Annotated in this window: 19 protein-coding genes; 6 read left to right on the forward strand and 13 right to left on the reverse strand. The window is 72.8% G+C overall.

Annotation, left to right across the window (positions count from 1 at the left end; genetic code table 11):
* Window positions 1–7: 7 nt before the first annotated feature.
* Together AB0L74_RS03110 and dapE are read right to left on the reverse strand one after the other, a co-directional pair.
* Window positions 8–766 (reverse strand): TIGR00730 family Rossman fold protein, encoded by a 759-nt coding sequence (locus AB0L74_RS03110; RefSeq protein WP_365644972.1) that lies wholly within the window; start codon window positions 764–766, stop codon window positions 8–10.
* A gap of 122 nt (window positions 767–888) precedes the next feature.
* Window positions 889–1,968, reverse strand: a complete 1,080-nt coding sequence (gene dapE / locus AB0L74_RS03115; RefSeq protein WP_365644974.1) for a succinyl-diaminopimelate desuccinylase — start codon at window positions 1,966–1,968, stop codon at window positions 889–891.
* 93 nt (window positions 1,969–2,061) lie between these two features.
* Between dapE and AB0L74_RS03120 the strand changes: the two genes are divergently transcribed.
* Window positions 2,062–3,108 (forward strand): heavy metal transporter, encoded by a 1,047-nt coding sequence (locus AB0L74_RS03120; RefSeq protein WP_365644976.1) that lies wholly within the window; start codon window positions 2,062–2,064, stop codon window positions 3,106–3,108.
* 308 nt (window positions 3,109–3,416) lie between these two features.
* Complete coding sequence (locus AB0L74_RS03125) at window positions 3,417–3,848, forward strand: ATP-binding protein (RefSeq protein WP_365644978.1); 432 nt, start codon at window positions 3,417–3,419, stop codon at window positions 3,846–3,848.
* Window positions 3,849–3,978: 130 nt separating this feature from the next.
* Here AB0L74_RS03125 and AB0L74_RS03130 read toward each other — a convergent pair whose 3' ends face one another.
* Entirely contained in the window at window positions 3,979–5,085 is a 1,107-nt protein-coding gene (locus tag AB0L74_RS03130; protein ID WP_365644980.1) for a bifunctional succinyldiaminopimelate transaminase/glutamate-prephenate aminotransferase, read from the reverse strand.
* Window positions 5,086–5,248: 163 nt separating this feature from the next.
* On the reverse strand, window positions 5,249–5,569 hold the full coding sequence (gene fdxA, locus AB0L74_RS03135; protein ID WP_014674796.1) for a ferredoxin: 321 nt from the start codon (window positions 5,567–5,569) through the stop codon (window positions 5,249–5,251).
* Between the two features lie 140 nt (window positions 5,570–5,709).
* Between fdxA and AB0L74_RS03140 the strand changes: the two genes are divergently transcribed.
* Together AB0L74_RS03140 and AB0L74_RS03145 are read left to right on the forward strand one after the other, a co-directional pair.
* Entirely contained in the window at window positions 5,710–6,765 is a 1,056-nt protein-coding gene (locus AB0L74_RS03140) for a GNAT family N-acetyltransferase (RefSeq protein ID WP_365644983.1), read from the forward strand.
* Entirely contained in the window at window positions 6,762–7,634 is an 873-nt protein-coding gene (locus AB0L74_RS03145; RefSeq protein WP_365644985.1) for a transglutaminase-like domain-containing protein, read from the forward strand. Before AB0L74_RS03140 ends, AB0L74_RS03145 begins: the two co-directional genes overlap by 4 nt.
* 76 nt (window positions 7,635–7,710) lie before the next feature.
* On the opposite strand, the gene AB0L74_RS03150 is transcribed toward AB0L74_RS03145, so the two are convergent.
* From AB0L74_RS03150 to AB0L74_RS03165, 4 genes are all read right to left on the reverse strand, one after another.
* The gene (locus tag AB0L74_RS03150; protein WP_365644987.1) at window positions 7,711–9,984 is read right to left on the reverse strand and encodes a hypothetical protein; all 2,274 of its coding nucleotides are present in this window, start codon (window positions 9,982–9,984) and stop codon (window positions 7,711–7,713) included.
* A gap of 182 nt (window positions 9,985–10,166) precedes the next feature.
* Window positions 10,167–10,577: a DUF6113 family protein gene (locus AB0L74_RS03155; protein WP_365644989.1), complete on the reverse strand. Its 411-nt coding sequence runs from the start codon at window positions 10,575–10,577 to the stop codon at window positions 10,167–10,169.
* Window positions 10,574–11,449, reverse strand: a complete 876-nt coding sequence (gene mshB / locus AB0L74_RS03160; RefSeq protein ID WP_365644991.1) for an N-acetyl-1-D-myo-inositol-2-amino-2-deoxy-alpha-D-glucopyranoside deacetylase — start codon at window positions 11,447–11,449, stop codon at window positions 10,574–10,576. Before mshB ends, AB0L74_RS03155 begins: the two co-directional genes overlap by 4 nt.
* A gap of 90 nt (window positions 11,450–11,539) precedes the next feature.
* A complete protein-coding gene (locus AB0L74_RS03165) occupies window positions 11,540–11,734 on the reverse strand; it encodes a hypothetical protein (protein WP_365644993.1) in 195 nt (64 codons plus the stop codon).
* A 223-nt stretch (window positions 11,735–11,957) separates the two neighbouring features.
* On the opposite strand from AB0L74_RS03165, the gene AB0L74_RS03170 reads away from it, so the two are divergent.
* A complete protein-coding gene (locus AB0L74_RS03170) occupies window positions 11,958–14,078 on the forward strand; it encodes a prolyl oligopeptidase family serine peptidase (protein ID WP_365644995.1) in 2,121 nt (706 codons plus the stop codon).
* 203 nt (window positions 14,079–14,281) lie between these two features.
* On the opposite strand, the gene AB0L74_RS03175 is transcribed toward AB0L74_RS03170, so the two are convergent.
* From AB0L74_RS03175 to AB0L74_RS03195, 5 genes are read right to left on the reverse strand one after another with little or no spacing between them, the layout of a single operon-like run.
* On the reverse strand, window positions 14,282–15,346 hold the full coding sequence (locus AB0L74_RS03175; protein WP_365644997.1) for a dipeptide ABC transporter ATP-binding protein: 1,065 nt from the start codon (window positions 15,344–15,346) through the stop codon (window positions 14,282–14,284).
* A complete protein-coding gene (locus AB0L74_RS03180) occupies window positions 15,339–16,322 on the reverse strand; it encodes an ABC transporter ATP-binding protein (RefSeq protein WP_365644999.1) in 984 nt (327 codons plus the stop codon). Before AB0L74_RS03180 ends, AB0L74_RS03175 begins: the two co-directional genes overlap by 8 nt.
* A gap of 9 nt (window positions 16,323–16,331) precedes the next feature.
* Window positions 16,332–17,318 (reverse strand): ABC transporter permease, encoded by a 987-nt coding sequence (locus AB0L74_RS03185; protein WP_365645001.1) that lies wholly within the window; start codon window positions 17,316–17,318, stop codon window positions 16,332–16,334.
* Entirely contained in the window at window positions 17,311–18,234 is a 924-nt protein-coding gene (locus AB0L74_RS03190; protein ID WP_365645003.1) for an ABC transporter permease, read from the reverse strand. Before AB0L74_RS03190 ends, AB0L74_RS03185 begins: the two co-directional genes overlap by 8 nt.
* 9 nt (window positions 18,235–18,243) lie before the next feature.
* Window positions 18,244–19,863: an ABC transporter substrate-binding protein gene (locus tag AB0L74_RS03195; protein WP_365645005.1), complete on the reverse strand. Its 1,620-nt coding sequence runs from the start codon at window positions 19,861–19,863 to the stop codon at window positions 18,244–18,246.
* A 489-nt stretch (window positions 19,864–20,352) separates the two neighbouring features.
* On the opposite strand from AB0L74_RS03195, the gene AB0L74_RS03200 reads away from it, so the two are divergent.
* On the forward strand, window positions 20,353–21,381 hold the full coding sequence (locus AB0L74_RS03200; protein WP_365645007.1) for an ABC transporter permease: 1,029 nt from the start codon (window positions 20,353–20,355) through the stop codon (window positions 21,379–21,381).
* The last annotated feature ends 8 nt before the right edge of the window (window positions 21,382–21,389 follow it).

Consider the following 21,389-nt stretch of genomic DNA (forward strand, 5'->3'; position numbering starts at 1 on the left):
GCGCGTCCTAGCGGCCCGCCTCCTTCGACACCAGCGCGACCGCCTCGTCCACGTCGTCCGTCACGTGGAACAGCAGCAGGTCCTGCTCGGCTGCCTTGCCCTGGGCGATCACCGTGTCGCGGAGCCAGTCGACGAGGCCGCCCCAGTAGGCGGTGCCGAACAGGACGATGGGGAAGCGGGTCACCTTCTGGGTCTGCACCAGGGTGAGGGCCTCGAAGAGCTCGTCCAGGGTGCCGAGGCCGCCGGGCAGGACGACGAAGCCCTGCGCGTACTTGACGAACATCATCTTCCGGACGAAGAAGTAACGGAAGTTCAGCCCGATGTCGACGTACGGGTTCAGTCCCTGCTCGAAGGGCAGCTCGATGCCCAGGCCCACCGAGGTGCCGTTCGCCTCGCAGGCGCCCCGGTTGGCCGCCTCCATGGCGCCGGGGCCGCCGCCGGTGATCACCGCGAAGCCCGCCTGCACCAGTCCCCGCCCCAGCCGTACGCCCGCCTCGTACTCCGGCGAGTCCACCGGTGTCCGGGCCGAGCCGAAGACGCTGATGGCGGGCGGCAGTTCGGCGAGCGTGCCGAAGCCCTCGATGAACTCCGACTGGATGCGCAGCACCCGCCAGGGGTCGGTGTGCACCCAGTCGGTGGGGGCCCGCTCGTCCAGCAGGCGCTGGTCCGTCGTACTGGCCTGGACCTGGCCGCGCCTGCGGAGCACCGGACCCAGGCGCTGCTCCTCGGGCGGACGCTTCTTGCCCTCGGGGTTGCCGGTAGCCATGTGAGCTCCCTCCGCTTGCGGTTTCGTGCACTTCAGCGTAGATCTACGCGGGTTACGTACGGGGGACCTCAGCATGTCCGCCACACAGCGCCGTGAAACCCCTTCCGGCGCGGCGGGGCAGGTCAGGCGGTCAGCCAGGCCCGCAGGCGCTCCTCCCCCGCCAGGATCTTGGCGGTCTCCACGCGCTCGTCGCGCTTGTGGGCCAAGTGCGGGTTGCCGGGGCCGTAGTTGACCGCCGGGATGCCCAGGGCGGAGAAGCGGGAGACGTCCGTCCAGCCGTACTTGGGCTGCGGGGTGCCGCCGACCGCCTCGATGAAGGCCGCCGCGGCCGGGTGGGACAGTCCGGGCAGGGCCGCGCCGCTGTGGTCGTCCACCACGAACTCCGCCACCGGGCAGTCGGCGAACACCTCGCGGACGTGGGCGAGGGCCTCCTCGGGCGTACGGTCCGGCGCGTAGCGGAAGTTGACGGTCACCACGCACTCGTCGGGGATGACGTTGCCGGCCACCCCGCCCGTGATGCCCACCGCGTTGAGGCCCTCGCGGTACTCCAGGCCGTCGATGACCGGGTACCGGGGCTCGTAGGCGGCCAGCCTCGCCAGGATCGGCGCCGCCGCGTGGATCGCGTTGGAGCCCATCCAGCCGCGCGCGGAGTGGGCCCGTTCCCCCGCGGTCTTCAGCAGCACCCGCAGGGTGCCCTGGCAGCCGCCCTCCACCTGGCCGTCCGACGGCTCCAGCAGCACCGCGAAGTCGCCCTGGAGCCACTCGGGGCGGGCCGCGGCCACGTGCCCCAGCCCGTTGAGGTCGGCGGCGACCTCCTCGTTGTCGTAGAAGACGAAGGTCAGGTCGCGGTTGGGGGCCGGGACGGTCGCCGCGATGCGCAGCTGCACGGCGACGCCCGCCTTCATGTCGCAGGTGCCGCAGCCCCACAGCACCCCGTCCTCGTCCAGCCGGGAGGGCACGTTGTCCGCGATGGGCACGGTGTCGATGTGCCCGGCGAGGATCACCCGTTCCGGCCGCCCCAGGTCCGTGCGGGCGACCACGTTGTTGCCGTAGCGGTCGACCGTCAGGTGCGGCAGGGCGCGCAGGGCGCTCTCGATCGCGTCCGCGAGGGGCTTCTCGGAGCCGCTGACGGAGGGGAAGTCGACGAGCCGGGCGGTGAGCTGTGCTGCGTCCAGGGCGAGGTCAAGCGGGGTGTCGGCCATGCCGTCGACCCTAGCGCGCCGGCTGCGCGCCCGGCGCTCGCCCGCGTCCCCACCCGGCACGGGAGTCCCGGTGTCCTCCAGTACCTTGTACCCGTGCCAGAGCCGTCTCCCCCCGTCACCGTCACCCGCCGCGGCCGCCTTGCGCGTATCGGGTCGGCCTTCGTGGTCCTGCTCGCGGTCGCCGGTTATCTCGCGGTTCAGTACGTCACCGGCGGCACGGGCGCACCGGGATGCAAGGTCGTCTCCGGCGAGGGCGACGGGGCGACGTACGAGTTCACCCCGGAGCAGGCGGTGAACGCGGCGACGATCACCGCCGTGGGCACCGCGCGCGGCCTGCCGGAGCGGGCCGTGACGATCGCGCTGGCGACCGCGTTGCAGGAGTCGGCGCTGCGGAACATCGGCCACGGCGACCGCGACTCCCTCGGCCTGTTCCAGCAGCGGCCCTCGCAGGGCTGGGGCACCCCGAAGGAGATCATGGACCCGGCGTACGCGGCGGGGAAGTTCTACGACCATCTGGTCGAGGTGCCCGGCTATACGCGGCTGCCGCTGACCGTGGCCGCGCAGCGGGTGCAGCGCAGCGGCTTCCCGCAGGCGTACGCCAAGCACGAGCCGGACGCCACGCTGCTGGCCGCCGCTCTCACCGGGCAGTCGGCGGCCACGCTGACCTGCGAGGGACGCCCGGACGCGACCCGGGCCGAGGGCGCCGACGCCGTACGCGCCGCGCTGGCGCGGGACTTCGGGCGCGAGGTCTTCCAGCCGGCCGGAGCGCGGGTGGACGGGGCGGCCGCGCCCTCCCCGTCGCCGTCTCCGGGCGGCGCCGACGGGGCCGAGGGGTCCGACGGGCGGACCGTGACGCTGCCGGTGACGGCCGACTCGGCGGCGGCCGGGCGGAGCGCGGCGCAGCGCGGCTGGCAGCTGGCGCACTGGGCGGTGGCCAACGCCTCCGCGCTGCACATCAAGCGGGTCACCTACGCCGGCCGGGAGTGGACCGCCGGGCACACCGACAGCCGGTGGCGGCCGGTCGACGGCGGCGCGGAGGAAGCGACGGAAGCGAAGAAGACGGGGGAAACGGGGGAAGCCCTGGGCACCGCGGGGGCCGAGCGGGGCGCGGGTCCGGTCCGGATCGTCACTGCGCCTTAGTGCGAGCGGTCACCCGCCGGGGCTACCCACCCGCCCCGCGGGCGAGGGAGCGTACGCGTTGTCGAAGAGGCGGGCCAATTCCCCGGAGCCCTTGCGGGCAAAGAGCTGAAAGGATTCGGCAGCTGTGCCGGCCGCAGCCCTTTCGCCCGCTTTCCGCCGCTTCGATCATGCGGCACATTACCCACTCTTTACGTTACGCTGCCGCAACCTTCGCGGGCTTCGAGCGGTAGTCACTGCGTCCGAGCCCGGCCGGTCCAGCGCCGGGCGCGGTCGGATTCTCCACCGTTCACTCCCGTCGAAGGAGCAACATGTCCCTCCCCCTGACCCGCCGGATCGCCCGTGCCGCGCTGCTCGTCGCTGCGGGAGCGGCTGCCGGGGTCGGTGCGGCCGGCTCCGCCAGCGCGGCCCCGGAACTGCCGGCCGCCCCGAACCTCGGTGCGCTGACCGCCCTGGACGGGGCGAACCTCGCCACCACCGTCGACGAGGCGGCGCGGAAGACCACCGGGCACGCGGGCGACGCCGGCAGCAAGGCCGTCAAGCAGACCGTGCCGACCGCGGGCAAGGCCGGCGGCAAGGCCGTGAAGAAGACGGCTCCGGTCGCGCAGAAGGCCGCCGGGGACGTGGCCGGCACGGCCGGGGACCTCGTCGGGGACACCGCGCGGACCGCCACCGAGAGCGGTCTGCCCACCGGCGCGCTGGGCAAGGGCGGGCTCCCGGTCAAGGGGCTGCCGCTCGGCTGACGGCCGGCGGTACCGGCCCGGCGGCCGGTGTGAACTCAGGCGTGCACGGCGACGGGGTCCAGGAAGTCCTGGGCCCCGTCGCTCCGTTTCCGCCCGCTTCCGGCGCGCCCGGGCGGGCCGGAAGGGTCGGTCAGCCGGACTCTCGGGCCAGCCGCTCCACCGCGGCCCGCACCCGCTCGTCGGTCGCGGTGAGGGCGACCCGGACGAACCGCTCGCCCGCGGGTCCGTAGAAGTCGCCCGGCGCCACCAGGATGCCGCGCTCGGCCAGGTGGGCCACGGTGTCCCAGCAGGACTCCCCGCGGGTGGCCCACAGGTAGAGGCTGGCCTCACTGTGCTCGATGCGGAAGCCGTGGGCGAGGAGCGCCTCGCGCAGGGCCGTGCGGCGGGCGGCGTAGCGCTCCCGCTGGACGCGGACGTGCTCGTCGTCACCGAGGGCCGCCACCACCGCCGCCTGGGTGGGGGCCGACGTCATCATGCCGCCGTGCTTGCGGATCTCCAGCAGCGGACCGAGGACGGCCGGGTCGCCGGCCAGGAAGGCGGCGCGGTAGCCGGCCAGGTTGGAGCGCTTGGAGAGGGAGTGGACGGCCACAAGGCCCTCGTACGAGCCGCCGTTGACGTCCGGGTGCAGGACCGAGACCGGGTCGGCCTCCCAGCCCAGCTCCAGGTAGCACTCATCGGAGAAGACCAGGACGCCGTGGGCGCGGGCCCAGGCCACGATCCGGGTCAGCTCCTCCTTGGACAGCACCTTGCCCGTGGGGTTGGACGGGGAGTTGAGCCAGAGCAGCTTCAGGTGCGCCGGGTCCAGCTCGGTCGGGTCGTCGTAGACCGCGTACGCGGCGCGGGCCAGGCGGGCACCGACCTCGTACGTCGGGTAGGCCAGGCGGGGGAAGGCCACCGTGTCGCCGGGGCCGAGGCCCAGCTGGGTGGGGAGCCAGGCGACCAGTTCCTTGGAGCCGACGATCGGCAGGACGTGGTGGTGGGTGACGTCCCGGGCGCCGAGGCGGCGCTCGACCCAGCCGGTGATCGCGTCGCGCAGCGCGGGCGTGCCCCAGACGGTCGGATAGCCCGGCGAGTCGGCCGCCGCGACGAGTGCCTTCTGGATCAGCTCGGGCACCGGGTCGACCGGGGTGCCGACGGAGAGGTCGACGATGCCGTCCGGGTGGGCGGCGGCCGTCGCCTTGTAGGGCGCCAGCTTGTCCCAGGGGAAGGTGGGGAGACGGTCGGTGACTGCGGACACGGGTGTCTGGCTCACTTTCTGCTGTGCTCGGCAAACACCTCGGTCCCGTACGGCCCGATCGCGGACGATCGGGCCGTACGGGACCGAGGCGGCGCCGGGGCTCCCCCGGACCCGGGCGCCGCCGGGCCGGGGGAGTGCGGGCCGTTCAAGGGCCGCCGGGGGGTTACTCGCCCTGCGGCGGCAGTGCGGCGACGAACGGGTGGTCGCGCTCGATCAGCCCCAGCTTGCTGGCGCCGCCGGGCGAGCCGAGCTCGTCGAAGAACTCGACGTTCGCCTTGTAGTAGTCCTTCCACTCCTCCGGCACGTCGTCCTCGTAGAAGATCGCCTCGACCGGGCAGACCGGCTCACAGGCTCCGCAGTCGACGCATTCGTCCGGGTGGATGTACAAGGACCGCTGGCCCTCGTAGATGCAGTCGACCGGGCACTCCTCGATGCACGCCTTGTCCTTGACGTCGACACAAGGCTGCGCGATGACGTAGGTCACGCTGTCGTTCCTCCTCGATAGGGCGCTGGCGGGCCACCTCAGGCTCCGCCGCCTGGCGCGCGGGAGCGCGGCGTCGTCGATGCCCGCCCCTAGTATCTCCGTTCTTGGGCATGATCCGAACAGGAGGGGTGAACCGACCCGTGGAAATCTCTGCCGCCGGACGACTCGAGGTCCGTATCACCGCCGCTGACGTGGGAAAACGGGTCTCGGTACGGCGGCTGGCCGAACCTGCCGCGCCCGGTGAGAAGTTCACCGACACGGTCGGAGTTCTCACATCATGGGACAACGGTGTGCTGGTGATCACACGAAAGGGCGGCGAGACCGTCCGCATTCCGGAGTCCGCACTCGTCGCGGGCAAGGTCGTGCCGTCCGCTCCGGCGCGCCGCCGCGGCCCGGCCGCCTCGTACGAGGAGCTGGCGAGGGTCGCCGGCCGGGCCTGGCGGCCGGTGGTCAGCGAGCGGCTCGGCGGGTGGGAGCTGCGGGCCGCGTCCGGGTTCACCCGGCGGGCCAACTCGGTGCTTCCGCTGGGCGATCCGGGGCTGCCGCTCGACGAGGCGCTGAGCGCCGTACGGCGGTGGTACGCCGAGCGCGGCCTGCCCGCGTACGTGCAGACCGCGACGGGGGCGGAGGGCACGCAGGAGACGCTCTGCGCGGAGCTGGAGCGGCGGGGCTGGACGCGGGAGGTGACCGCCGAGGTGTGGACGGGGGCGCTCGCCCCGGTCGCCGACCGGGCCGAGGGGACGGAAGTCGTGCTGGCGCGGACCGCGGACGAGGCGTGGCTCGCCCGCTACCAGCGCAAGGGCGTGAGCGAGGTGGCGCTGCGGGTGCTGGGCGGGGCGTCCCCCCGCGCGGGCGAGGCCGAGCGTGCGGGAGGGCCGTCGGTGTGGTTCGCGACGGTGCCGGGCGCCGGGGAGGTGCCGGACGCGATCGGACGGTGCGTGGTGGACGGGCGGTGGGCCGGTTTCGCGGCCGTGGAGGTCGATCCGGCCGCGCGGCGGCGGGGACTGGCCACGGCGGTGATGGCGGCGCTGGCCCGGCGGGCGCTCGACGAGGGCGCGTCGGCCGCGTGGCTCCAGGTGGAGACCGGCAACGCGGCGGCGCGGGCGCTGTACGCCGGGATGGGTTTCTCGGCGCACCACGCGTACCACCACTACCGGGAGCCGGACGCAGGCGCCCTCGGGGGCGGACCGTCGTGACAGGCCGCCGCCCCGCCCCGCCCTCCCCCCAGCCGCCGCCGGACGGGCGGTCCGCCGAGCTGCGGCGGCGGTTCGCCGGCCAGGCCCGGTCCGGGCGGCCGGACCTGGCGGCGCTGTGTCTGCTGCTCGCCGCGCAGGCGGACGGCACGCTGGACGAGGCGGGCCTGGACGCCGCCCAGATGGAGCTGGACCGGCTGGCCGGGGAGCTGCCGTTCCGGCCGGGCGGGCCGCGGGAGTGGGCGGTGGCGCTGCGGGAGCTGCTCGGCGGCCGGTACGGCTTCCGCGGGTCGGCCGCGGACTACCGGCGCCTGGAGTCGTCGCTGCTGCACGAGGTGGTGCGGCGGCGGCGCGGGCTGCCGATCCTGCTGTCGGTGGTGTGGATGGAGGTGGCCCGCCGGGCGGGCGCGCCGGTGTACGGGGTGGCGCTGCCCGGGCACTTCGTCGTCGGGTTCGGGCCGCGGGAGGACCAGGTGCTCGCGGACCCGTTCGACGGGGGGCGGGTGCTGACGGGGACCGACGCCGAGCTGCTGGTGGCGGGGGCCACGGGGGCGCGGCTGGAGCCGTCGATGCTGACGCCGGCCGATCCGCTGGAGGTGGTGTCGCGGATCCTGAACAACATCCGGGCCTGGGCGGCGGCCCGTCCCGAGCGGACGGACGTGGCGCTGTGGGCGGTGGAGCTGTCGCTGCTGCTGCCCTCGCACCCGGCGCGGCTGCGCTACGAGCGGGCGCAGCTGCTCGTGCAGCGGGGCGAGTTCCTGCGGGGTGCGGCGGAGCTCGACGCGTACGCCGACGTGCTCGCGGCGGTCGACGAGCCGGCGGCGGAGCGGGTACGGGGGCAGGCGCGCGCGGCGCGCGCCCTGCTGAACTGACCCGCGGCCCGGCCGGACCGGCGCGGCGGTACGGAAGGGGGGCGCCCCTCGGACGCCCCCCTTCCGTCTGAGCGCACTAGCTCGGGTTCGTCTCGATGACCGCGACCCGGTCGGTCCTGCTCGTCAGCGCCTGGCGGAGGGCGACGTAGACGTCCTCGGGGGTGACGGGCGTCTTCTTGCCGTTGGCCCGGGTGATGAGCACGCCGTCGAACGCCTGGCCGTAGAGCCCCTTCAGCGCGGTCAGGTCGGGCTTGTCGACCAGCTTGCCGTCGACCGCGGTGACCCGGAGGAACTTCCACAGCGACTTCTGCGGACTCATCGGGACCGCGTGCGCCGCGTCGGTCTGCACGGTCACGTTGGCGGACATCGCCGGCTCGGCGAACTCCTTCATCATCCGGTCGACCTCGGCCTTGGAGACCGTCGGCTGCCGGGTGGTGGTCGGCACGTTCACCGGCGTGGCGGTGCCGGTCTCCACCTGGGTGCGGTAGGCGTCGGCGACCGCCTCGGTCGACTTGGCGACGTCGATGCCCTTGCCCGCCTCGCCGTACACGGGGACGGCCTTGCCGGGCCGGAACTCGATCGTGCCCTCGGTCACCGAACCGGCGCCGCCGGCCGCGCGCCGCAGAGCGGCGTGCAGCTTCTCCTCGTCGACCGGCATGACCGGGTCGACGACCCGGTGGTTGCCGAAGAGGGAGCCGATCACGGAGACCGGGTTGTAGTCGCTCTTCGCCGCGGCGCCGACCGTGGCCTGGAGGTCGAACTGGAGTCCCGCCTGCTCGGGCTTCAGTTCGACGGTCTCGCCGCCGACCGTGAGCTTCAGCGGCTTGTCCACCCGCTCCTCGAAGGCGGCGTCCAGCTTCTCGACGGCGTCGTCGCGGGTGCCGCCGCCGATCTCGACGCCGAGCACGGTGGTGCCCTTGGGCACGTCGGAGTGGTTCATCAGCAGGCCGGCGCCGTAGGCGACACCGGCGAGGACGACCACGCCGCCGACGAGCAGCACCAGCTTGCTGCGGCCCTTCTTCTTCGGCGGCTTGGCGGAGCTCGCCGGGGCCGGCGCGGCCGGCTCGGGCGCCTTGGGGGCCTGAGGCCGGGGGCCGCCGGCGGGCGTGCCCGGGCCGAAAGGGGACTGCCGATCGCCGGGCACCACGGGGATGCCGCTGCTGACGGTGTTCCCGGAGACGTTGTCCGCGGGGCTGCCGTACCCGGGGGGAGCCGGCTTCTGCGGGGTGAGGATGGCGGTGTCGTCGCTCAGGCCGCCGCCGGGACCCGCCGGAGCGCCGGGACCGCGCAGCCCGCCGGGGTCACCCGGGCCACCGGGTGCGCCGGGTACGCCCGGGGCGCCGGTCCGGCCGGCCGGGTTCGGCGTGCCGGGCACGCCGGGGGCGCCGGGGGCGCCGGAGACTCCGGGCGCGCCCGTCCCGCCGGCGGGCGGGGGGGCCAGCCGTCCGGCGCCGGTGACCGGGCCGGCCGTCGGTCCCGTGGGGGCCCCCTGCGGGCCGGTGTGCGCGCCGGGCTGCCGGAAGGCGTGGGGAGCGCCGGCGGGGCCGCTCGGCGCGTCGGGCGGGGCCTGCCCGGCGTGCGCAGCCCGCGCGTCGTGCGCGCCCGGCCCGTCGGCCGTGCCGTACGGCAGGTCGTCGCGGCCGGGTCCGTGGCCTGCGCCCGGACGGGAACCGTTGCCCAGCGGTCCCGCCGCCAGCGCCTCGGTCACGTCGAAGGAGCCCGTGCCGCCGCCGTGCCCGGGCGCCACGGGGCCGCCGGTCGCGCCCGGGAGCCCGGCGCCGCTGCCGCCGGGGCGGGAGCCGCCCGGCCGTGCGCCACCGGGTGCGCCCGCGCCGGTCTTCCCGGCGCCCGCCGCGCCCGGACCGGGGCCCGCGGCCGCGCCGGAGGCGCCCGGACCGCCGGGCGCACCGGCCCCGTTGCCCGGCCCGCCGCCCGGAGCGCCCTGGGCCGCCGGGGACTTGCGGGGCGCGAACCAGTCGCTGGTCGCCTTCTCCTCGGCCTGCTGCCCGGCGGCGCCGGCGAGGGGCTCCGCGGTGCCCGTGGGGGCGGCGTGGCCCCGCGCCGGTGTCTCGGCGCCCGTCTCCTCCGTCTCGCCGGCGCCGTCCTCGGACTCGCCGACGGGCTTGCGGACGACGACCGGCGGGATCGGCCGGGATCCGGGGATGTTGATCCGGATGCGGGTCGTCAGCGTGGTCTCGGTCTTGCGTTCCTCCGGCCGCCCGGCCGTACGGCTCGCGTCCGTACCGTCGCCGGCAGCCGCAGGGGTCCCGTAGGGCGGCGTGCCCGAGGGGTAGGCGGCACCGCCGCGCCCGTGGGGCCCGGAGGACGGACTGTCAGTTTCACGACTCAAGGCAGGTTCTCCCGGTTGGCTCCGCCGCCCGTCACGATCTCACGGTGGGGTCCCCTGCTCGAGGAGCTTGGGGGAGGCTCGGCGGCGCGCACCACCATACTGGCCGCTTCTCCCGCGTTTCCCGGGGCTGCTGGGGAAACCCTCACCCAACGCGCTCACATCTGGTACGGCGAAGTGGTACGTCACTTCCCAAGTCGGGCGGCGTCGCCGTCCGGTTGCCGGACCGGCGCGAGCGTGGCGCAGATCACAGCGAGGGCGATGCCGCCGAGGAGGAAGAGATAGGAGCCGCCACCCGCGGCGAAGAGGAAGTCGCCCTCGGGACGGCTGGCGGTGAGCAGGATGACGGCGATCGCCCAGCCGACGGCGGACGCGACGGCCGCGCCCCGGGCGCCGACGGCCCGTGCGGCCCCCAGGCAGAGGCCGGCCTCGCCGGCGAGGGCGAGCAGCAGACCGCCGGGGAACCATGCGGTCTGCACCAGCGCTCCGGCGGCGCCGACCACGGCACCGCACACCAGCAGGCCCAGGTAGAGCGCGGCCCGTCCGGCGGAGGGCGGACGCAGCGGCTGGGCGAGCGGCGGGGTCCGGTCGTTCACGGCGCCTTTCCTTCCGTGGCGGCGGCGATCCCGGCGAACAGGTCGCTCTCCCGGGCGCCGGGACCGCGCTCACCGCGCACCAGTTCGTAGTACTCCGTGGTGAACAGGGGCTGCGCCAGTTCGTTGGAGAGCGCGAAGTACGGCTCGGCCACCTCGATCTGGGTGGCGTGCGCCCGCATCGCCGCGGCCTTGGCGGCGGCGTACGCGGTGCCGTCGATCTCGGTGGTGATCCGCGTGTCGTCCACGACGCCGGGTACGTCGTCCAGGGCGGCGGGCTTGGCGAAGGGCAGGCCGGGCAGCTCCTCGTGGAGCCGGGCGAAGGACGCCTCGGCGACCGAGCGGGGCACCCGGTTCCAGTACACCTTGTCGAGCGGGCAGCCCGCCTCGGCGGCGAGGTCGGCGGCGCGCATGGCGACGCGGTGGGCCTGGATGTGGTCGGGGTGGCCGTAGCCGCCGTTCGGGTCGTAGGTGACGAGGACCTGGGGGCGCACCTCGCGGATCACTTCGACGAGGAGGGCGGCGGCCGCGTCGACGTCGGCCTGCCAGAAGCAGGCGGGGTCGTCGTTGTCGGGCAGGCCCATCATCCCGGAGTCCGCGTACCGGCCCGGGCCGCCGAGCAGCCGGACGTCCTCGACGCCGAGCGCGCGCATGGCCTCGGTGAGCTCACGCATCCGGTGCTGGCCGAGCGCGGCGCCGGCCAGATGGCGCAGTCCGGGCGGGATGACCTCGCCGCGCTCGCCGAGGGTGCAGGTCACCAGGGTCACCTGGGCGCCCTCCGCCGCGTACTTGGCCATGGTGGCGCCATTGTTGATCGACTCGTCGTCCGGGTGCGCGTGCACCAGCAGCAGACGACGGGCGGGCAGTTCGGTCATGGCCCCCACCCTACGAGGCGACCGTCCCTCCCGGGCGGCTCCCCCGCGGCCTGTCACTCCGGCCGCCGGGGACCGCGCGGACCGGCCGGGTCAGAACTTGATACTGCCGATCATCCCCGCGATGTTCGACGTGAGCTCGCTGATCGTCGGAGCGACGGTCGAGGAGGCGAGATAGAAGCCGAGCAGCATGCACACGACGGCATGCCCCGCTTTCAGTCCCGACTTCTTGATCAGCAGGAAGACGATGATCGCCAGCAGCACCACCGCCGAAATCGAGAGTGCCACGGCGGCTCACCTCCAAAGAACCCAGGGACGTGGTGGGGTCGGACACGGGCGGGCCGTGTCGGGGACTGTGGGACGGACCGGTCGTACAGAGTGTGCGACTACAACTTCGCACAGTAGGCAGCGGGTTGGTACCCACTGTGCGCTAGTGATCATAACTATCCGTACGCGCGCATCGATCGGCGCACAGCCGCACAAGGGGGCGCATGGCCAATATGGTCAGGGCATGCAGACCGAGGCTGACTCCTTCCCCAGGCGGCACGCCCGCACCCAGCGGTTCACGCTCGGCGCGCCGCGCTCGTTCACGGTGGCGCCGGACGGTTCCCGCGCCGTGTTCCTGCGCTCGTCCTCCGGCACCGACCGGACCGGCTCCCTGTGGGTCCTCGACCTCGCGGAGGGCGGCGAGCGGGTGGCGGCCGATCCGCGCGCCCTGCTGGGCGACACCGCGGAGGACCTCCCGCCCGAGGAGCGGGCGCGGCGCGAGCGCAGCCGCGAGGGCGGCGCCGGAATCGTGGGCTACGCCACGGACGCGGCCGTGGAACTGGCGTCCTTCGCCTTGTCGGGGCGGCTGTTCACGGCCGAACTGCGGGCCGGGACGGCTCGGGAGCTGCGCGTGCGCGGCCCGGTGGTCGACCCCCGCCCGGCTCCGGACGGACGGCACGTCGCGTACGTCGCGCGGGGCGCCCTGCGGGTCGTGGGCGCCGAGGGCGAGGGCGACCGGGCGCTGGCCGAGCCGGAGGCGGACGGGGTCTCCTACGGTCTGGCCGAGTTCATCGCCGCCGAGGAGATGGGGCGGACGCGGGGCTTCTGGTGGGCTCCGGAGTCGGACCGGCTGCTGGTGGCGCGCGTGGACGACACGCCGGTACGGCGGTGGTGGATCTCCGATCCGGCCCACCCGGGACGTGACCCACAACACATCCCGTATCCGGCGGCGGGTACCGCCAACGCGGAGGTCCGGCTGTTCGTGCTGGGCCTGGACGGGGCGCGGACCGAGGTGGTCTGGGACCGCGGCCGGTATCCCTATCTGGCGCGAGTGCACTGGTCGGCGGCGGGTGCGCCGCTGCTGCTGGTCCAGTCGCGCGACCAGCGCGGTCAGCTCTTCCTGGCGGTGGACCCCGAGTCGGGGGCGACCCGGATGGTGCACGCCGATGAAGATCCGATTTGGCTGGAACTTTTTCCCGGGGTTCCCTGCTGGAGCCCCTCCGGGCAGCTGGTGCGGATCGCCGACGAGGGCGGGGCGCGGGTGCTGGCGGTCGGGGACCGTCCGCTGACGGGTGCGCAGTTGCACGTCAGGGCGGTGCTGGACGTCTCCGCTGACGACGTGCTCATCTCGGCGTCCGCCGGCGAGGAGGCGGCCGACCCGGAGACCGGCGAGGTGCACGTGTACCGGGTGAACGAGCTGGGCGTGGAGCGCGTCTCGCGGGAGCCCGGCGTGCACACGGCGGTGCGCGCCGGGGGTGTGACCGTGCTGGTGTCCGCGGCGCTGGACCGGCCGGGCGCGCGGGCGGAGGTCCTGCGGGACGGGAAGCGGGCGGCGGTCATCCCGTCGTACGCCGAGGATCCCGGGCTGTCCCCGCGCGTGCGCCTCACCCAGGGGGGCGCACGCCGCATCCCGTGCGCCGTGCTTATGCCAAAGGACTACCCCGGTGACACCCGCCTCCCGGTCCTGATGGACCCCTACGGTGGTCCGCACGGTCAGCGGGTGGTGGCCGCGCACAACGCCCATCTCACCTCCCAGTGGTTCGCCGACCAGGGCTTCGCGGTGGTCGTCGCGGACGGGCGCGGCACCCCGGGCCGCTCGCCCGCGTGGGAGAAGGCCGTCAAGGACGACATGGCCGGCGTCGTCCTCCAGGACCAGGTGGACGCGCTCCAGGCGCTCGCCGCCGACTTCCCGCTCGACCTGTCCCGGGTCGCCGTCCGGGGCTGGTCCTTCGGCGGTTATCTGGCGGCGCTCGCGGTGCTGCGCCGCCCGGACGTGTTCCACGCGGCGGTGGTGGGCGCCCCGGTCACGGACCTGCGCCTGTACGACACCCACTACCAGGAGCGCTACCTCGGCCACCCGGAGGAGCGGCCGGAGGTCTACCGCCGCAACTCGGTGATCGACGACACCGGCCTGGTCGACGCGGCCGAGCCCCACCGCCCGATGATGATCATTCACGGGCTGGCGGACGACAACGTGGTGGTCGCCCACTCCCTGCGCCTGTCGTCGGCGCTGCTGGCCGCCGGGCGGCCGCACGAGGTGCTGCCCCTGTCCGGCGTCACGCACATGACCCCCCAGGAGACGGTCGCCGAGAACCTGCTGCGGCTCCAGCTCGACTTCCTCAAGCGCTCCTTGGCCCTGACATAGCGTCTCAAAGGCGCCCCAATGCCGCGTTAACACACACGCAACTTCGTGGAAGCGGCGCCGATATGGGAACGCGGGAGGCTGTACCGCGTACGGCCGTGCGGGTGCCGTAAACGGGCCGGGGCGCGCCATGCGCCCCGGCCCGTTGCCGCGCCCGTCCCAGCCGGGGCCCGTCCCAGCCGGGGCCCTTCCCGTCCGGGCCCTTCTCAGCCGTGCCCCTCCCGGCCGGGTCCGGCGCCGCTCTCCTCGGGCGGCACGACCTGTTTGGTCTCCGCGAAGTGGCAGGCCGAGTCGTGCGCCACGGGTCCGGTCGCCTGCCGGAACGCGGCCGGGACCGCGAGCGGCGGGACCTCCAGGGCGCAGCGCTCGCGGGCCTTCCAGCACCGGGTGCGGAACCGGCAGCCGGAGGGGATGTTCGCCGGGGAGGGCACGTCGCCGGCCAGGATGATCCGCTCCCGGTGCTCGCGCGCCTCGGGGTCGGGGACCGGCACCGCGGACAGCAGCGCCTGGGTGTAGGGATGGGTCGGATGGTCGTAGATCTCCGCGTGGCTGCCGGTCTCCACGATCCGCCCCAGGTACATCACCGCCACCCGGTCGGAGATGTGCCGCACGATCGACAGGTCGTGGGCGATGAAGACGTACGAGAGGCCGAACTCGTCCTGGAGCCGGCTCATCAGGTTGATCACCTGGGCCTGCACCGACACGTCGAGGGCGGAGACCGGCTCGTCGGCGACGATGATCTCGGGGCGCAGGGCGAGTCCGCGGGCGATGCCGATGCGCTGGCGCTGGCCGCCGGAGAACTGGTGCGGGTAGCGGTTGACGTACTCGGGGTTGAGGCCGACGACGTCGAGGAGTTCCCGCACCCTGCGGCGCCGGTCGCCCCTGGGCGCGGCCTCGGGGTGGATGTCGTACGCCTCCCCGATGATGTCGCCGACCGTCATCCGGGGGTTGAGGGAGGTGTACGGGTCCTGGAAGACCATCTGGATGTTGCGGCGGACCGCCTTCAGGGCCCTGCCCGACAGCCTGGTGACGTCCTCGCCCTTGTAGCGGATCTCCCCCGCCGTCGGCTTCTCCAGGCTGACCAGCATCCGGGCCACGGTGGACTTGCCGCAGCCGGACTCCCCGACGATGCCGAGGGTCTCGCCCCGGCCGAGGTCGAAGTCCACCCCGTCCACGGCCTTGACCGCGCCGACCTGCTTCTTGAACAGGATGCCGGTGGTGAGCGGGTAGTGCTTGACCAGCCCGCGGACCTGGAGGATCGGCTCAGCCATGCAGGCACTCCCTCCAGAAGTGGCAGGCGCTGCCCCGGTCCGCCCGTGCCCCGGTCACCTCGTACAGCGGGGGTACGTCGGTGCGGCACACGTCCTGGACCATGGGGCAGCGGGGGTGGAAGGGGCACCCGGGCGGGATGTGCAGGAGGCTGGGCGGCAGGCCCTTGATGGCGTACAGCTCCCGGCCCTTGTGGTCCAGGCGCGGGATGGAGTCGAGCAAACCGCGGGTGTAGGGGTGGGCGGGCGCCTTGTAGACGTCGTGCACGGGGGCCGTCTCCACGATCCGGCCGGCGTACATCACGGCGATCCGGTCGGCCACGTCCGCGACGACGCCGAGGTCATGGGTGATCAGGATGAGTCCCATGTGGTACTCGCGCTGCAACTCCGCGAGCAGGTCCATGACCTGGGCCTGGACGGTGACGTCGAGGGCGGTGGTCGGCTCGTCGGCGATGATCAGCTTCGGTTCCAGGGCCATCGCCATCGCGATCATGATGCGCTGGCGCATGCCGCCGGAGAACTGGTGCGGGTACTGCCGCACCCGCTCCCTGGCGGCCGGGATCCGCACCCGGTCCATCAGCTCGACGGCCCGGGCCCGCGCGTCCTTCTTCGACATGCCCCGGTGCACGGTGAACATCTCGGCCAGCTGGTCGCCGACGGTCAGCACGGGGTTCAGCGAGGACAGCGCGTCCTGGAAGATCATCGCCATCTCGGCGCCGCGCACCCTGCGCCGCTCGTCCTCCTTGAGCTTCAGCAGGTCCCGGCCCTCGAACAGCACCTCGCCGCGGGTGATCCGGCCCGGCGGCATGTCGAGGATGCCCATGACCGCCTGGGCGGTGACGGACTTGCCGGAGCCGGACTCGCCGAGCACGGCGAGGGTCTCGCCGGCGTCCACGCGGTAGTTCACGCCGTTGACGGCCTTGGCGACGCCCTCGCGGGTGCGGAACTCCACGTGCAGGTCACGCACGTCCAGCAGCATGGCGGCGGCTCACCTCAGCTTCGGGTCGAGGGCGTCGCGCACCGCGTCGCCGAGCATGATGAACGCCAGCACGGTGACCGCCAGCGCGCCCGAGGGCCACAGCAGGGCGTGCGGGGCGTTGCGGACGTACGGGGAGGCGGCGGAGATGTCGATGCCCCAGGACACGCTCGGGGGTTTCAGGCCGACGCCGAGGTAGGACAGGGTCGCCTCCAGCGCGATGTACGTGCCGAGCGCGATGGTGGCCACGACGATGACGGGGGCGACGGCGTTGGGCGCGATGTGCCGCAGCAGCAGGCGCGAGTGGGAGGCGCCGAGCGCGCGGGCGGCCTGGACGTAGTCGTTGTGCTTGGCGGTGATGACCGAGCCGCGGGCGATGCGGGAGATCTGCGGCCAGCCCAGCAGCACCATGAACCCGACGACCGGCCAGAGGCTGTTGCCGGTCACCACCGACAGCAGGACCAGGCCGCCGAGGACGACCGGGATCGCGAAGAAGACGTCGGTGATCCGGGACAGGAACCCGTCCCAGGCCCCGCCGAAGAAGCCGGCGAGCCCGCCGAGCACGCCGCCGAGGACGGCGACGCCGAGCGTGGCGCAGACGCCGACCGTGACGGACGTGCGGGCGCCGTAGACGGTGCGCGTGTAGACGTCGCAGCCCTGGCCGTTGAAACCGAAGGGGTGGCCGGGCTGGGAGCCCTCCTGGGCCTTGGCCAGGTCGCAGGCGAGGGGGTTGCCGGAGGCGATCAGGGAGGGCCACAGGGAGATGACGACGAGGAAGCAGATCACCAGCGCGGAGACCAGGAAGACCGGGTTGCGGCGCAGATCGTGCCAGGCGTCGGACCACAGGCTGCGGGCCTTGTCCCCGGCGCCGGCGCCGGTGCCCTCGGGGCCGGCCGGCGGCTTTTCCAGGGACGTCGCCTCGCTGGCGGCCAGGTCCATCTGCCCGCCCATGCCGGTGCCGGCCATGGCGCGTTCGGGCTCGTAGGGCTGCTCAGGCATAGCGGATCCTCGGGTCGAGTACGGCGTACAGCAGGTCGACGAGGAGGTTGGCGACCAGGAAGACCAGCACCAGGACGGTGACGAAGCCGACGACGGTCTGCGTGTTCTGGCGGAGGATGCCCTGGTAGAGCTGGTAGCCCACACCGTGGATGTTGAAGATGCGCTCGGTGACGATGGCGCCGCCCATGAGGGCGCCGATGTCGGTGCCGACGAAGGTGACGACGGGGATGAGGGAGTTGCGCAGCAGGTGCCGGGTGACGACCCGACGGCGCGGCAGGCCCTTGGCGATCGCGGTGCGGACGTAGTCTGAGCGCCGGTTCTCCGCGAGGGAGGTGCGGGTCAGCCGGGTGACGTAGGCGAGGGAGACGGAGGCGAGGACCAGGCCGGGGACGATGAGCTCGCCGAGGGGGGCCTCGGCGGAGACGGACGGTTTGATCCAGCCCCACTTGACGCCGAGCAGCAGCTGGACCAGCAGGCCGGTGACGAAGGTGGGGACGGAGATGACGACGAGGGTGAGCAGCAGGACGGAGGTGTCGACGGGCCGGCCGCGGCGCAGGCCGGTGAGGACGCCCAGGGTGATCCCGATGACGATCTCCAGGACGATCGCCACCAGGGTCAGGCGGATGGTGACCGGGAACGCCGTCCCCATCAGCTCGGTGACCGGCTGGCCGTTGAAGGCGGTGCCGAAGTCGCCGGTGAGCACGTTGCCCATGTAGGTCAGGTACTGCCGCCACACGGGCTGGTCGAGCCCGAACTCCCGGCGCAGGCGGACGGCGGTCGCCGGGTCGCACTCGCGTTCGCCGCACAGGCCGGCGATCGGGTCGCCCATGACGTGGACCATCAGGAAGATCAGCAGCGTGGCCCCGACGAAGACCGGGATCATCTGCAGCAGCCGCCGGACGACGTACCGTCCCATGGCGCCGCCTCAGCCGACCTTGATCTGTTCGTAGACGGGGACGCTGAAGGGGTTGAGCTTCACGCCGGACAGCCGCTCGGAATAGCCGGCGCTGCCGTTCTGGTACCACAGCGGGATGGCGGCCATGGTGTCGCGGAGCACCTCCTCGGCCTGCCGGAAGAGCTCCACGGCCTTGGCCGTGTCGGTCTCGGCGTTGGCCCGGTCGACGAGGTCGTCGAACTTCCGGTCGGACCACTTGCCGTCGTTGGAGGAGCCGTTGGTGTAGTACAGCGGCTGGAGGAAGTTCTGGATGAGCGGGTAGTCCATCTGCCAGCCGGCGCGGAACGGGCCGGGCATCTTGCGGCCGGTGATCTGGTTGCGGAAGTCGGCGAAGGTGCCGACGGGGTTGCCGACGCAGGCGCGGTCGTCGCCGAGGGCGTTGTTGACGGAGTTGCACACGGCGTCGACCCACTGCTTGTGGGAGCCGGTGTCGGCGTTGTACGTGATCTTCACCTGGCCGCCGGGCAGCCCGCCGCCCTCCTCGATGAGCCTCTTGGCCTCGTCGGGGTCGTACCGGCAGGCGTCCCCGCACAGGTCCGCGCGGTAGCCGCCGTCCCGGCCCAGGACGGGCGAGGTCCAGTCGCCGGCCGGGGTGCGGGTCTTGTGGAAGATCGTCTCGGTGATCTGTTCGCGGTCGATCGCCTTGGACAGGCCGGTACGGACCTTCTCCATGCCGCTCTTGCTCCAGTTCCGGTCGTAGAACGGGAAGGCGAGGGTCTGGATGATGCCGGCCGGGGTGTTGATGTACCGGTCGCCGAGGTCGGTGCCTACGTTCTTCAGCTGGGCGGCGGGGATGTCGTCGACGAGGTCGAGGTTGCCCGCCATGAGGTCGGTGTAGGCGGTGTTGTTGTCGGTGTACACCCTGAGGTCGACGCCGCCGTTGCGCGCCTTGTCGTGGCCGGGGTACCCGTCCCAGGCGCGCAGGGACATCTGGGCGCCCCGGGTGTAGTTCTCGACCAGGTACGGGCCGTTGCCGACCGGCTTTCCCAGCCAGGCGTCGTGGTCGTCGAAGAAGAGGCGGGGCAGGGGGGCGAAGGCGGGGTAGCCCAGGGTCTCGGGGAAGGTCGAGAACTTCTGGTTGAGCCGGACCGTGAAGGTGCGCTCGCCGGTGACCCTCAGGCCGGAGAGGGTGTCGGCCCGCTGCCGGCCGCCCTCCGGGTGGACCTCGTCGTAGCCGTCGATGTAGCTGAAGAAGTAGGCGTTGCGCTGGTTGTTCTTGAGGCTCGCGCCGTAGTTCCAGGCGTCGACGAAGGACCGCGCGGTGACCTTCTCGCCGTTGCTGAAGGTCCAGCCGTCCTTGACGGTGACGGTGAAGTTCCGCGAGTCGGAGGTCTCGATCTTCTCGGCGAGCATGTCCTCGGCCTCGCCGGTCTCCGGGTGGTACCGCTTCAGCCCGCGGAAGATCATGTCGAGGACCTTGCCGCCCTGCACCTCGTTGGTGTTGGCCGGTTCCAGCGGGTTGGGCGGATCCCCCCAGGAGGAGGAGAGCACCGCGCCGCCGTCACCGGTGCCGCCGCCCCCGCAGGCCGTGCCCGCGAGCAGCACCGCCGCCGCGCATACGGCCCGGGTGGCGTACGTCGCTGTGCGCATGGTGTGCCTCCGTTCTGTTCCCGTACCGGTCAATATCGAGGCAAAAAGAAGGGGGCGCACACGCGCGGCACCCTTTCGAGGAGCCGCCATCCGGACGGTGACGGGCGCCCCGGGGCGGCCGTCGGGGGGCGGACAAGAGCAGCGAAGCCCCCATTACGGAGAAATGGATCTTGAACTTCCGTGCAACGGATTCACGCGATCCGTTGCGGAACCGTTGGATTGCTACCGCGGGGTGTACATATTTCGACGCTTTGGAGTCCGCATAACGAACATGTTGCCCGATATGCACGTTTAGCCCGATGCAAGGCACGGATCGATCACAGTGCACTACACGCGTAGCTACGAAACGATCAAGTAGAGGTAAAGAAGGTAAAGACAAACCCAAGTCGGTCCGGAGTTTATTGACCGTGAACGAATTGCGTTGAAAAAGTCCGGCGTAGCCCGTAGGGAGCGCCCTGCGGAGCCTTGACCCACAAGGCACGGAGCATCATGACCCCCCCAACCCCTTCCCCGGCCGCCCCGCTCGAGGTGGCCGACGAGGACAGCGCGATACCGGCGAAGACCACCGCCGCGCAGGGCACCGAGAGCCGGTCTCCGGGCCGGCTGGCGTGGAACCGCTTCAAGCGGGACCGGACGGGCGTCATCTCCGCCTTCGTGGTGATCTTCTTCTTCGTCATCGGCATCTGCGCGCCGCTGATCGCGAAGCTGTACGGCAAGGACCCGTACACCACCTACGGGATGAACATCCCGGGGCTGCTCAACGAGTTCAACTTCCCGGTCAAGCCCAACGGCGGCATCGACGGCGAGTTCTGGTTCGGCATCGAGCCGCAGCTCGGCCGGGACGTCTTCACGTTCCTGCTGTACGGCATCCGCAACTCGCTGCTGATCGCGGCCGCGGCCACCGTCCTGACCACGCTCCTCGGCGTCGTCGTCGGCGTCACCGCCGGCTACCTCGGCGGCAAGACGGACTACTTCGTGGGCCGCGTGATCGACATCCTGCTGGCCTTCCCGCAGACCCTGTTCTTCATCGCCTTCTGGCCGGTGGTCCTCGCGATCTTCGTGTCGCCAGAGGAGAACACACCGGTCTGGCTGACCGTCACCAGCCTCATCGCCGTGATGACGGCCTTCGGCTGGGCCTCCATCGCCCGGCTGCTGCGCGGTGAGGTACTCGCCCTGCGCGAGCGCGAGTTCGTCGAGGCGGCCAAGGTGACCGGCGCCTCTCCGGCCCGGATCATCTTCAAGGAACTGCTGCCCAACCTGTGGACGCCGATCCTGATTCAGTCGACGCTCCTGCTGCCGGCCTACGTCACGGCCGAAGCGGGCCTCGCCTTCCTCGGCGTCGGGCTCCAGGACCCCACCCCCGACTGGGGTGTGATGATCCAGAACGGCGCCAAGTTCTACCAGGACGACATCACCTTCATGCTCTTCCCGGGCGTATCCATGGTGATCTTCGTCGTCGCCTTCAACCTGCTCGGTGACTCGGTGCGCGACGCCCTGGACCCGAAGACCAAACGCTGAGTACACCG

This window comes from Streptomyces sp. NPDC052020, assembly GCF_040680575.1.
Classification (GTDB): domain Bacteria; phylum Actinomycetota; class Actinomycetes; order Streptomycetales; family Streptomycetaceae; genus Streptomyces.

Excerpts from the sequence above, each read along its gene's own strand:
- AB0L74_RS03175 (WP_365644997.1), bottom strand. The coding sequence starts at position 15,346 with ATGGCTGAGCCGATCCTCCAGGTCCGCGGGCTGGTCAAGCACTACCCG.
- AB0L74_RS03110 (WP_365644972.1), bottom strand. The coding sequence starts at position 766 with ATGGCTACCGGCAACCCCGAGGGCAAGAAGCGTCCGCCCGAGGAGCAG.
- AB0L74_RS03180 (WP_365644999.1), bottom strand. The coding sequence starts at position 16,322 with ATGCTGCTGGACGTGCGTGACCTGCACGTGGAGTTCCGCACCCGCGAG.
- AB0L74_RS03200 (WP_365645007.1), top strand. The coding sequence starts at position 20,353 with ATGACCCCCCCAACCCCTTCCCCGGCCGCCCCGCTCGAGGTGGCCGAC.
- mshB (WP_365644991.1), bottom strand. The coding sequence starts at position 11,449 with ATGACCGAACTGCCCGCCCGTCGTCTGCTGCTGGTGCACGCGCACCCG.
- AB0L74_RS03185 (WP_365645001.1), bottom strand. The coding sequence starts at position 17,318 with ATGCCTGAGCAGCCCTACGAGCCCGAACGCGCCATGGCCGGCACCGGC.
- AB0L74_RS03125 (WP_365644978.1), top strand. The coding sequence starts at position 3,417 with ATGTCCCTCCCCCTGACCCGCCGGATCGCCCGTGCCGCGCTGCTCGTC.
- AB0L74_RS03170 (WP_365644995.1), top strand. The coding sequence starts at position 11,958 with ATGCAGACCGAGGCTGACTCCTTCCCCAGGCGGCACGCCCGCACCCAG.
- AB0L74_RS03190 (WP_365645003.1), bottom strand. The coding sequence starts at position 18,234 with ATGGGACGGTACGTCGTCCGGCGGCTGCTGCAGATGATCCCGGTCTTC.
- dapE (WP_365644974.1), bottom strand. The coding sequence starts at position 1,968 with ATGGCCGACACCCCGCTTGACCTCGCCCTGGACGCAGCACAGCTCACC.
- AB0L74_RS03195 (WP_365645005.1), bottom strand. The coding sequence starts at position 19,863 with ATGCGCACAGCGACGTACGCCACCCGGGCCGTATGCGCGGCGGCGGTG.